Source organism: Mycobacterium sp. PO1, assembly GCF_017312405.1.
Lineage (GTDB): Bacteria > Actinomycetota > Actinomycetes > Mycobacteriales > Mycobacteriaceae > Mycobacterium.
On record NZ_BLTG01000011.1, the window covers coordinates 1 to 212 of the forward strand.

Genomic DNA, 212 nt, shown 5'->3' on the forward strand with positions numbered 1-212 from the left:
GCCAGCGCGTCCTCGGCGGCGGAGGCGGCTTGGCGCACATCGGCTTCGGTGCCTGAGAGGTACACGCGACCGGTCGCGCCGATCATCCGGAAGTCGACGACCTTGACGTCGGCGGCCTTCTCGGCCTCGTTGGTGGCCAGGATCGCATACGACGCCGGCGCGACCTCGAGGACGTAGAGCGTCTCGCCGGCGAGCACCATCGAGCCGATCTT

At 69.3% G+C, this 212-nt stretch carries 1 protein-coding gene; it reads right to left on the minus strand.

All coding sequences use genetic code 11. From position 1 onward, the window contains the following. Positions 1-212: BMC domain-containing protein (locus J3476_RS27815; RefSeq protein ID WP_286182600.1), on the minus strand; the 212-nt coding region annotated here is incomplete at both ends.